This window comes from Macrococcoides caseolyticum (assembly GCF_002902665.1).
Taxonomy (GTDB): Bacteria; Bacillota; Bacilli; order Staphylococcales; family Staphylococcaceae; genus Macrococcoides; species Macrococcoides caseolyticum.
Map to the genome: position 1 here is coordinate 1 of NZ_PPRM01000040.1, position 10,260 is coordinate 10,260.

12 protein-coding genes are annotated in these 10,260 nt (G+C 36.7%); 10 read left to right on the forward strand and 2 right to left on the reverse strand.

Annotated features, from left to right (window positions below):
• Window positions 1–67: 67 nt before the first annotated feature.
• From CD152_RS06610 to CD152_RS06620, 3 genes are read left to right on the forward strand one after another with little or no spacing between them, the layout of a single operon-like run.
• On the forward strand, window positions 68–736 hold the full coding sequence (locus CD152_RS06610; protein ID WP_269669114.1) for a uracil-DNA glycosylase: 669 nt from the start codon (window positions 68–70) through the stop codon (window positions 734–736).
• The gene (locus tag CD152_RS06615) at window positions 733–1,044 is read left to right on the forward strand and encodes a DUF5327 family protein (protein WP_101152094.1); all 312 of its coding nucleotides are present in this window, start codon (window positions 733–735) and stop codon (window positions 1,042–1,044) included. Before CD152_RS06610 ends, CD152_RS06615 begins: the two co-directional genes overlap by 4 nt.
• Before the next feature lie 19 nt (window positions 1,045–1,063).
• Window positions 1,064–1,426, forward strand: a complete 363-nt coding sequence (locus CD152_RS06620; RefSeq protein WP_101141163.1) for a DUF423 domain-containing protein — start codon at window positions 1,064–1,066, stop codon at window positions 1,424–1,426.
• A gap of 244 nt (window positions 1,427–1,670) precedes the next feature.
• On the opposite strand, the gene CD152_RS06625 is transcribed toward CD152_RS06620, so the two are convergent.
• Entirely contained in the window at window positions 1,671–3,023 is a 1,353-nt protein-coding gene (locus tag CD152_RS06625; protein ID WP_103214545.1) for an APC family permease, read from the reverse strand.
• A 179-nt stretch (window positions 3,024–3,202) separates the two neighbouring features.
• On the opposite strand from CD152_RS06625, the gene CD152_RS06630 reads away from it, so the two are divergent.
• The 4 genes from CD152_RS06630 (at window position 3,203) to CD152_RS06645 (ending at window position 7,033) form a co-directional block, all read left to right on the forward strand.
• A complete protein-coding gene (locus CD152_RS06630; RefSeq protein WP_157819699.1) occupies window positions 3,203–4,156 on the forward strand; it encodes an ABC transporter permease in 954 nt (317 codons plus the stop codon).
• Entirely contained in the window at window positions 4,149–5,102 is a 954-nt protein-coding gene (locus tag CD152_RS06635) for an iron chelate uptake ABC transporter family permease subunit (RefSeq protein WP_103214546.1), read from the forward strand. The genes CD152_RS06630 and CD152_RS06635 overlap by 8 nt, the downstream gene beginning before the upstream one ends.
• Window positions 5,095–5,901 (forward strand): iron ABC transporter ATP-binding protein, encoded by an 807-nt coding sequence (locus CD152_RS06640; RefSeq protein WP_015912335.1) that lies wholly within the window; start codon window positions 5,095–5,097, stop codon window positions 5,899–5,901. The genes CD152_RS06635 and CD152_RS06640 overlap by 8 nt, the downstream gene beginning before the upstream one ends.
• A gap of 91 nt (window positions 5,902–5,992) precedes the next feature.
• Complete coding sequence (locus CD152_RS06645) at window positions 5,993–7,033, forward strand: ferrated catecholamine ABC transporter substrate-binding lipoprotein SstD (RefSeq protein WP_101141159.1); 1,041 nt, start codon at window positions 5,993–5,995, stop codon at window positions 7,031–7,033.
• 36 nt (window positions 7,034–7,069) lie between these two features.
• On the opposite strand, the gene hemQ is transcribed toward CD152_RS06645, so the two are convergent.
• Window positions 7,070–7,819, reverse strand: coding sequence for a hydrogen peroxide-dependent heme synthase (hemQ, locus tag CD152_RS06650; RefSeq protein WP_101143348.1), 750 nt, complete (start codon window positions 7,817–7,819; stop codon window positions 7,070–7,072).
• Window positions 7,820–7,970: 151 nt separating this feature from the next.
• Here hemQ and pta point away from each other — a divergent pair, with 151 nt between their 5' ends.
• The 3 genes from pta to CD152_RS06665 are packed head-to-tail and all read left to right on the forward strand — an operon-like array spanning window position 7,971 to window position 10,119.
• Window positions 7,971–8,960: a phosphate acetyltransferase gene (gene pta, locus CD152_RS06655; RefSeq protein ID WP_101141155.1), complete on the forward strand. Its 990-nt coding sequence runs from the start codon at window positions 7,971–7,973 to the stop codon at window positions 8,958–8,960.
• Window positions 8,960–9,784 carry a lipoate--protein ligase family protein gene (locus CD152_RS06660; RefSeq protein ID WP_101141153.1) on the forward strand — a complete coding sequence of 275 codons (825 nt, stop codon included), beginning with the start codon at window positions 8,960–8,962 and terminating at the stop codon, window positions 9,782–9,784. The genes pta and CD152_RS06660 overlap by 1 nt, the downstream gene beginning before the upstream one ends.
• A gap of 5 nt (window positions 9,785–9,789) precedes the next feature.
• Window positions 9,790–10,119, forward strand: coding sequence for a YuzB family protein (locus CD152_RS06665; RefSeq protein WP_086039284.1), 330 nt, complete (start codon window positions 9,790–9,792; stop codon window positions 10,117–10,119).
• The last annotated feature ends 141 nt before the right edge of the window (window positions 10,120–10,260 follow it).

Genomic DNA, 10,260 nt, shown 5'->3' on the forward strand with positions numbered 1-10,260 from the left:
GTTTGTTTGTTAATATCATATCATGAATACGTTTAATTCAAAATGATATATTTATAATATATATGAGGTGTATAGTATGGAATGGGAGCAGATTTTTCATGAAATTAAAGAGAAATATAACTTTGATAAAATGGATGAAATATTAGAAAAAGCATATGCAACACAGACGGTATATCCAGCACGCGAGAATATATATAACGCGTTTAAGTTTACCCCATTTAATGATGTTAAAGTTGTAATTATAGGTCAAGATCCTTATCATGGCCCAAATCAGGCACACGGCCTAGCTTTTTCAGTGATGGACGGTACAAAACTTCCGCCATCATTGCGTAATATGTATAAAGAACTGGAAAACGATCTAAACATTCAAAGGCACACAGGTGAATTGACAGGGTGGGCATATGAAGGTGTGTTATTATTGAATAATGTATTAACCGTTATAGGTGGCCAGGCACATTCGCACAAAGGTATTGGGTGGGAGCAGTTTACAACTGAAATTGTAAAAGCTGTTTCGCGCTATAGAGAAAATGTAGTATTCATACTATGGGGAGCACCCGCACAAAAACTTGAACCTTTGATTGATAGGTCAAAACATAAAGTGATTAAAAGTGTCCATCCAAGTCCATTGAGTGCCTATAGAGGATTCTTTGGATCAAAACCATATAGTCAGATAAATGAATATTTGGTCGCACACAATAAGACACCGATAGATTGGGGAAGGGAGGATATTCAATGAATACTAAACTCATTCAAAAATTGTCTGAAGAAGTTGAAGCGCTTAAACGCGCTTCAACTGTTGTAGAATTTAATAAACATCTCTATGCGATAGAATTGATGGCAAATATTGGGCAAAGCGAAACGAAATCGATAACTAATAAACCTGCATATATGCCTGCAGAATCACCACCAGTAAAACAAACAGGAACACACGAAGCAATCTCACCGGAAGAACTGAAGATGATGGGTGCTAAAGTTGTATCGAACGATAGTAAGATTAAAACAGATGATGGTTTTGGTAATGGAGATTCAATCTTTGATTTTTAAATAACAGGAGGATGTTAATGTGAAATTATTCTTAATTATAGGTGCAGTTAACGCCATGTTAGCAGTAGCACTTGGTGCATTTGGTGCACATGGTTTAGAAGGTAAGTTAAGTGAGAAGTACATGGACGTATGGGATAAAGCAACGACGTATCAAATGTATCATGCACTTGGTATTATTGTTATTGCTATTTTAAATGGTACTACGAAGATGAACTTAAATACAGCAGGATGGTTAATGACGCTAGGCATCGTATTTTTCAGTGGATCACTTTATGTATTAGCATTAACGCAAATTAAAGTGCTTGGTGCGATTACTCCAATCGGTGGTGTATTGTTTATTGCAGGCTGGGTTATGATGATGATAGCAGCAATAAAATATTAAAAAAAGGCAGGGAATTAAAAATATTAATTCCTTGCCTTTTTCTTGATTTTTTTCGTGTCTAAACGCTCGTGTCACGACCTAATATTTACGTGTCGTATTTTGTTGTTGCGAACGTTTCTCTAATTGTTTTTTTACTATTGGGATTAAGATAGGACTTAATTTAATGATTAGTTGAACTAAACGTTTCATAGTATAGCCTCATTTCTATAATTTATTAATTGTTATATAACCGTTATTACCAATATTAAACATGTTTTTTGCGCAACATGAAATAAAATGGGATTCCGATAACTACAAAAAGTACACCGAGCATCGAACCGAAGAAATCACTCATTAATGTACTAATAATAATGAATAGTCCACCACCCATCGCAACGATAGGGACGATTGGATATAGTGGTACTGAATAGTCACGTTTTTGTCCTTTAGTTTGTTTACGTAATATAAACAATCCGATAAAACTGGCGATATAGAAGATATAAATTACGAATATACATATTTCAGATAAGTAGTCTGCATTGACGATTTCAGGAATTACAATCGTAAGTAGAAGTAGAATCATGCTTACAACATACATTGTGATCATTGCACCAATTGGTGTTTTAAATTTAGGACTTACATAGCTGATAAATTTCGCAAACGGTAATAAATTATCATCTGCCATCGCAAATGGTATACGAGGGAAAGTCATGATTTTCCCATTCAAGCAACCAAATATTGAAATAATGACACCAATATTAACAAATTTAGAACCGAGATCGCCGAATAATATTTTAGCCGCTTCGGCAGAAGAAGTGTTTCCAAGGCTAACAAGCGTTTCAGCAGGAATAACTTTAAAGACAGCAATATTAATGAGTACATATGCAAATGTAACAACGCTTAATCCTACAAGCATCGCAAGTGGCAGGTTACGTTTTGCATTCTTCATTTCTCCTGTTAAATTTGTCAGCAAAATCCATCCATCGTATGCAAATAACGTAGCAAGAACGGCACGACCGAAATTAATTTCTCCTTTATTTTCAATCAAGCTTGTCACGTTATGACCGAATACACCTTCTTTACCCCACAATAAACCGAAGACAATAATCGCAAATACAGGAATCAGTTTACAGATTGTAGTGAAGGTCTGCATCGCACCGCCAGCATTTGTACCAAGAATATTAAGAATGACAAGAAAAGTAAATGCTGCGATGCCGATCCATATACCTAAGCCTGGATCGATTCCAAAAAAGTTCGTTACGAGTATACCGAAGAATAATGAAAGTGAAGCAATAATTGCGGGGCCATAGATGACAGTCTGCATCCAACCTGTTAAAAATCCCCAGAACGGACCATAAATATCTCTAATATAAGCATATAGTCCGCCGGTTTTTGGTATTTGTGCGCCTACTTCTGTAATAGTCAGACCTGCTGCTAATGTTAATATACCCCCGACAACCCAGGCCCAAATTGCAAGATCGCTTGTACCTGCATGATTGAGCACCACAGAAGGTTTAACGAACACGCCTGAACCAATGATGGTTCCGATAACTACCGTGATTGCAGTCCAGAATCCTATCGTTTTTTCGAGCGCTTGTTCTCCATGATGTTTATTCATAACGCCACCTCTTTTTATTGTTTTTATCAATATATCATGAAATCAGAATATAAAGAATAGTAATTCAATAAAGTATTTTTTATAAATACTTGTTGATTTATTTGAGATATTTGATAACATTGTAATTGAGAATTTTTCTCATTGATAACTATTATCAATGATGACAGGAGCTTTTGTTCATGAAAATAATATACACCACACTACTGTTGCTGGTTTTATCTATAATTTCCATGTTTATTGGTGTTGTAGATTTAAGCCCATCAAATTTACTAAACTTGGATGAGAATCAAAAGAATATTTTGCTGAACAGTCGATTGCCGAGAACATTTGCTATTATATTAGCGGGTGTCGCACTAAGTGTAGCAGGTTTATTGATGCAACAGCTCACACGTAATAAATTCGTGTCACCAACAACAGCCGGGACGATGGATTTTGCGAAGTTTGGTGTACTGATTGCAATGATATTCTTTGCACAAGCGCCACTACTTGTTAAATTATCATTCAGTATTGTTTCAGCAATTATCGGTACGATGATGTTTATGTGGATTGTGAATCGTATCAAGTTTAAAGATGCTATCTTTATTCCCCTTGTAGGGCTCATGCTTGGTAACATCGTTTCAAGTTTAGCGACGTTTATGGCACTACGTTTTAACGCTATGCAAAGTATTTCTAACTTCTTTGTAGGTGATTTCTCGATGATTACGAAAGGGCGTTATGAAGTGTTATTTGTTATTATCCCTATGGTAGTACTGATTTACTTCTTTGCGCATCACTTTACAATTGTAGGAATGGGTGAGTCCTTCAGTAAAAACTTAGGTATATCTTACGCGAAGATGATGAATTTAGGAGTTATTATTGCAGCAATCGTATCGGCAACAGTAGTGGTAACGGTAGGTGTATTACCATTTTTAGGATTGATTATTCCGAATATCGTCGGATTGTTTGTCGGCGATCATATGAATAAGGCTTTACCATATACTGCACTATTTGGTGCAATCCTTGTTATGGTAGCAGATATTTTTAGTCGACTAATTATCTTTCCTTATGAGATTCCGATTGGGCTCACACTTGGGATCGTAGGAAGTGTTATCTTTATGGCGATTCTTCTGAAGAGGAGGAAGTCATATGTCTAACCAAATGAAAAAGGCGAGCTCACTCATTATTGTAATGCTACTCCTTATGATAGGGTTTGTGATGATTCAGTTGAATTTTGCAATTCTTGATGATGTCCTCCCTTCGAGGTTAAGAAAACTTGCAGCGATATTACTTGTAGGTGCAGCAATTGGCGTATCATCACTCGTATTCCAGTCTATTACTGAGAATCATTTATTAACTCCTTCAGTCATTGGATTAGATGCTGTGTACTTATTTATTCAGACGATTATCATCTTCTCATTCGGGAAGATGGGAGATGTCGTGTTTAACGTATATACGAACTTCTTCGTATCCGTAATATTAATGATTGGTTTTACATTAGGTTTGTTCAATCTCGTCTTTAAGAAGAATACGTCCGTATACTTTGTACTGCTCTTTGGTATTGTAATGGGGACATGTTTTTCAAGCTTATCAAGCTTCATGCATATGGTCATGAATCCAGATGACTTCTTGCTGTTACAGGATAAACTGTTTGCGAGCTTTAATACGGTGAACGAGAAATTATTAATGATTAGTTGTGCACTCATCATCCTATTACTGATATATATTTACAAGAAATCATATGAATTAGATGTATTAAGCCTCGGTAAGACTCATGCAATCAATCTTGGTGTAAATGTCGATAAACTTACGCGTAATATGCTGCTTGTGATTGCAATACTTGTCAGTATTTCTACTGCACTTGTAGGACCAATTACATTTTTAGGTATTATTGTATGTAACGTAACATATCAGCTCATGCAGACATTTAAACACCAATATTTAATCATTTCCGTAATTGCAGTCTCAGCAATTACATTGTTACTTGGCCAGATGATCAATCAATATTTCTTCGATGGAACGACAGAAATAACGATACTTATTAACTTTGTCGGAGGAATCTACTTTATATATTTATTATTCAAGGAGGGCGCACATGATTAAAGTTAACAATCTGTATAAGAATATCGGTAATAAAACAATATTAAAAGACGTGTCAACAGAAATTAAGAAAGGTGCAATTACAGCGATTATTGGCCCAAATGGTGCAGGCAAGAGTACATTGTTATCAGCCATTACTAGACTGTCTGATTTTGATAAAGGGACAGTACAGTTAAACGATACAGAAATTAGCAAGATGAAAAGTGACGATATCGCGATGCAGCTTGCAGTACTGAAGCAAAGCAATCATACAAACTTAAAGATTACAGTTAGAGATCTGGTAAACTTCGGACGTTTCCCTTACTCAAAAGGACGCCTTACGAAAGAAGACGAGCGCATCGTTAACGAAGCAATCGACTATTTAGAGCTAGAGTCTTTTGAGACAAGATTTCTTGATGAACTATCAGGTGGACAAAGACAGCGCGCATATATTGCGATGACATTAGCACAAGATACAGACTATATCTTCCTAGATGAACCATTAAACAACCTTGATATGAAACATTCGGTACAAATGATGCAGCTATTACGTCGTTTAGTACGCGAAAAAGGTAAAACGATTGTCATTGTGATACATGATATCAACTTCGCATCTTGCTATGCGGACTATATCATTGCGCTTAAAGATGGTGAAGTATTACTAGACGGAACGAAAAACGAATGTATCACAACAGAAACCTTGAAGACTGTGTACGATATGGATATTAATATCGAATGCATATTCGGACAGCAAATTTGTGTATACTTTGATGATGAAAGTATGACAGTAGATGAATTTATAGAAGAAGTTCAGGCGGTATAAGCTTAAACCATTGAAAGGAGTGTTGCCGGGTAATTACTACTATGGGCAGCGATAAAACGGGGGAAATACATAAAACTAAGGAGACTGGAAAATGAAACGTATTATTGGATTAGTTATCACATTATCATTAATTTTAATATTAGCAGCATGTGGAGGAACGAAGGATACTTCTAAATCAGATGATAAAACATCAGGTGGTTCAAATGACAAAGCTGAAACAGTAAAAATCGATAATAAATATACTTTAAGTGGTGAAAAAGAAGACGGCAGTGACGCAAAAGAAGTATCTGAAACTGTTGAAGTATTAAAAAACCCAAAAAGCGTTGCAGTATTTGATTACGGAACACTTACAACATTAAAGGAAATTGGCGCGGATAAAAACGTAAAAGGCATGCCAAAAGGTGAAGGTAACCGTAGCTTACCCGAATTCTTAAAAAAATATAAAGATGATAAGTATGCAAACTTAGGGAGCTTAAAAGAACCAAACTTTGAAAAATTAGCTGAAATACAACCTGATCTTATCTTAATCTCTGGTCGTCAGGCTAACCAGAAGGTAATGGATGAAATGAAAAAAGCAGCACCGAAAGCACAAATTGTTTACGTTGGTGCAGATGATAAGAACTATATTGATAGTATTAAAGTGAATACTGAAAATATCGGCAAAATCTTCGGTAAAGAGAAAGAAACTAAAAAGCTTATTGCAGACATAGATAAAAAAATCAAAGAAGTTAAAGCAATGACTGAGAAATCAGATAAAAAAGGATTATTCGTGTTAGCAAATGAAGGTGAACTCTCTGTATTTGGTAAAGGCGGACGCTTCGGGTTTATTCATGATGTATTAGGCGTGAAAGAAACGGACCAAAATATTACAGCAAAAGGCCACGGACAAGTAATTAACTTTGAATATATCAACAAGAAGAATCCGGATATTATCTTTGCGATGGACCGTGGGGTAGCTGTAGGTGGTAAGTCTTCAGCTGAACAAGCGTTATCAAATGACGTTATTAAAAATGTTAACGCAATTAAAGAGGATAAAGTTGTAGAAGTAGATCCATACTTATGGTATTTCTCAAGCGGTGGCGCAGTAACGATTGTGAAACAAATTGAAGAAGTAGAGAAAGCTTATAAATAAAAATAATGCGTGTGTCTTTTGACACACGCATTATTTTTATAAGGCAAATAAATCCTGAAGGTCATTTGCTGTAAGAATGTTTCCGACGTAGAAGCCGCCAAACTCACCGTAACGTGCTGATACTTCGTCGAATCTCATTTCGTATACTAGTTTCTTAAATTGTAATACATCGTCTGAGAATAATGTAACACCCCATTCATAATCGTCGAATCCTACAGAGCCCGTGATAAATTGTTTAACGATGCCCGCATATCCACGACCAATCATGCCATGTGAACGCATAAGCCCTTTGCGGTGATCCATATCTAACATATACCAGTTATCTTCACCTTGACGGCGTTTATCCATCGGGTAGAAACATACATATTCAGAACGTGGTAATTCCGGGTATAATCTTGCTTTAATATGTGGATTCTCATATGGATCTTCGTTTGAGTCACCCGCTAAATAGTTGCTTAACTCAATTACTGAAACGTATGAATATGTAGGGATTAAGAAATCTCTGATTGCAAGTTTATTGAATTTGTTTTCAAGCGCTGTTAAGTCTTTCATTTCAGGGCGTAATAACCAGAGCATTAAGTCAGCTTTCTGTCCTGTAATGTTGTATAAAGCGTATGAACCTTCTTTTGCAACGTGGTTATCTTCTAAAGTGTTGATAAACGCTTTGAATTCTTCAACCATCGCAGTTCTTTCATTTTGTTCTAAAATTTTAAGGCTTGTAAAATCGATTGCATAGAATAGATGTAAACTATACCATCCGTCTAACGTCTTTGCTGCTTCGTTCATTATCCATCTCTCCTTAAATTTAATCATGTTTATTCTAACATATATAATGGTATAAGTAATTTCTTATAATCTACAAATTGATGACGTGAAAAATAACGCAATTAGGTTTATAATAGGAACGGAAATAATTTAATTCATTCGGGAGGCTATTATGGCTAATTTATTAGAAGTATTAAACGAGAAACTTTCGGGGAAGAATGTAAAGATTGTACTACCTGAAGGTAACGATGAGAGAGTATTACAAGCTGCAGTTGAGTTACATAAAGGTGATAAAGTTGCACCTATCGTTCTAGGTAATAAAGCTGAAATCGAAACACTTGCTGCTAATTTAGGTGTTGCCATTGATGGTATTGAAATAATGGACCCAGCTACGAGCGAATTACGTGAAGACTTAATTGCGAAGTTTGTAGAGCGCCGTAAAGGTAAAGCGACAGAAGAACAAGCAACTGAAATGTTAAAGGATCCGAACTATTTCGGTACGATGTTGGTATATGCTGGTCATGCTGCGGGGCTTGTATCAGGTGCAGCGCATTCTACAGCGGATACTGTACGTCCTGCATTACAAATTATCAAGACGAAGCCAGGCGTATCTCGTACATCAGGTGTATTCTTCATGATGCGTGGAGAAGAACAGTACGTTATGGGTGACTGTGCAATTAACCCTCAATTAGATTCACAAGCATTAGCTGAGATTGCGATTGAATCAGCGAAGACTGCAAAACAATTCGGTATGGAACCGAAAGTTGCAATGTTAAGCTTCTCAACGAAAGGTTCAGCAAAAACACCTGAAACTGAGAAAGTAACAGAAGCAACGAAATTAGCACAAGAGAAGTTAGCTTCAGAAAGCGATTTACAAGGTGTCGTAATTGATGGTGAATTCCAGTTTGATGCAGCGTTTGTTCCTTCAGTTGCAGCGAAAAAAGCACCTGAGTCTCCAATTCAAGGTGATGCAAATGTGTTCGTATTCCCTTCATTAGAAGCGGGTAATATCGGCTACAAAATTGCACAACGTTTAGGTGGATTCGATGCAGTTGGACCAATCTTACAAGGACTAAATGCACCAGTAAATGATTTATCACGTGGATGTTCTACTGAAGATGTAGTATCATTATCAATCATTACTGCAGCACAATCACTATAATGACAGGTTCCATTTTCGAAGGGAAATGGCAATATGTTGATCATACGACAGGACTGCAGCCGATGCAGTCCTTTAGTTTTGATGATATGTACTGTCATTTAGTTGGTCAAGGTAATGATGCTGTAGTGAGAACGTGGGTACATAATCATGTCGTTATACTTGGTATTCATGATGCAAGATTGCCTTATCTCGCTGAAGGGATAGAGTATTTAAACAATAAGGGATATGGCGCCATTATGCGTAATTCCGGTGGGTTAGGTGTTGTGCTTGATGCAGGTGTGCTGAATATTTCTCTTATATTTAAAGGAGATATCAGCTTTTCGATTGATGCAGGTTATGAATATATGTATGAACTTGTACAGGAGATGTTTGCGTCGTACGGTAAACGTATTGAAGCGAAAGAAATTACGCGCTCGTATTGTCCGGGGAGTTATGACTTAAGCATTGATGGCAAGAAGTTTGCAGGCATATCGCAACGCCGTGTTAAAGGTGGAATTGCGGTTCAGATTTATTTATGCATTGAAGGCAGTGGCAGTGAGCGTGCCGAACTGATGCGTCAGTTTTATGATATTGCACTTCGTGGTGAGGTAACGAAGTTTCATTACCCGGATATTGACTCATCGTGCATGGCAAGCCTTGAAGAATTGCTTGAGACAGAGCTATCTGTTGAAGAAGTACTGTTTAAATTACTGTTCGCGATGAAAGCACTTGGTGCAACACTTTCAAATAATGAGATGACAAACGATATGTGGACATTGTATAATATATATTTCGAGCGCATGATTGAACGTAATAGTAAATTGAAGATAAATCAGGAAGGGTGACATAAATGCGTAATAAGTTTCAGGTATGTGATGACTGCCAAGGTGTGTGTTTAAGAACGTTGTTACCAAAATTAGAAAAGTTAGATCCAGATGCTGAAGTGGAAATTGCATGCCAGTCTTACTGCGGACCAGGTCGTAAGAAAACTTTCGCATTTGTGAACAATCGCCCACTTGCAGCACTTACTGAAGATGAGCTGATGGAGAAAGTGAAGAAACGCCTTTCTCAAAAACGTGATCCAGAAGAAGAGGCACGTTTAGCAAAGCGCAACGCCGAACGTAAACGCAGACTGGATGAACAGAATGCAAAGCTGAAAGCGAAACTGAATAAAGGTTAGATACACTAAAGCACAGAAAATGAATGATATTTTCTGTGCTTTTTTATACTCGTCGATTGTAAAATTAAGCTAGACAACTAAAAAAGCCTTCTGTGCTAAACTCAATATGTATTTCCGACCAAAGAAAACATAAGGAGTTAG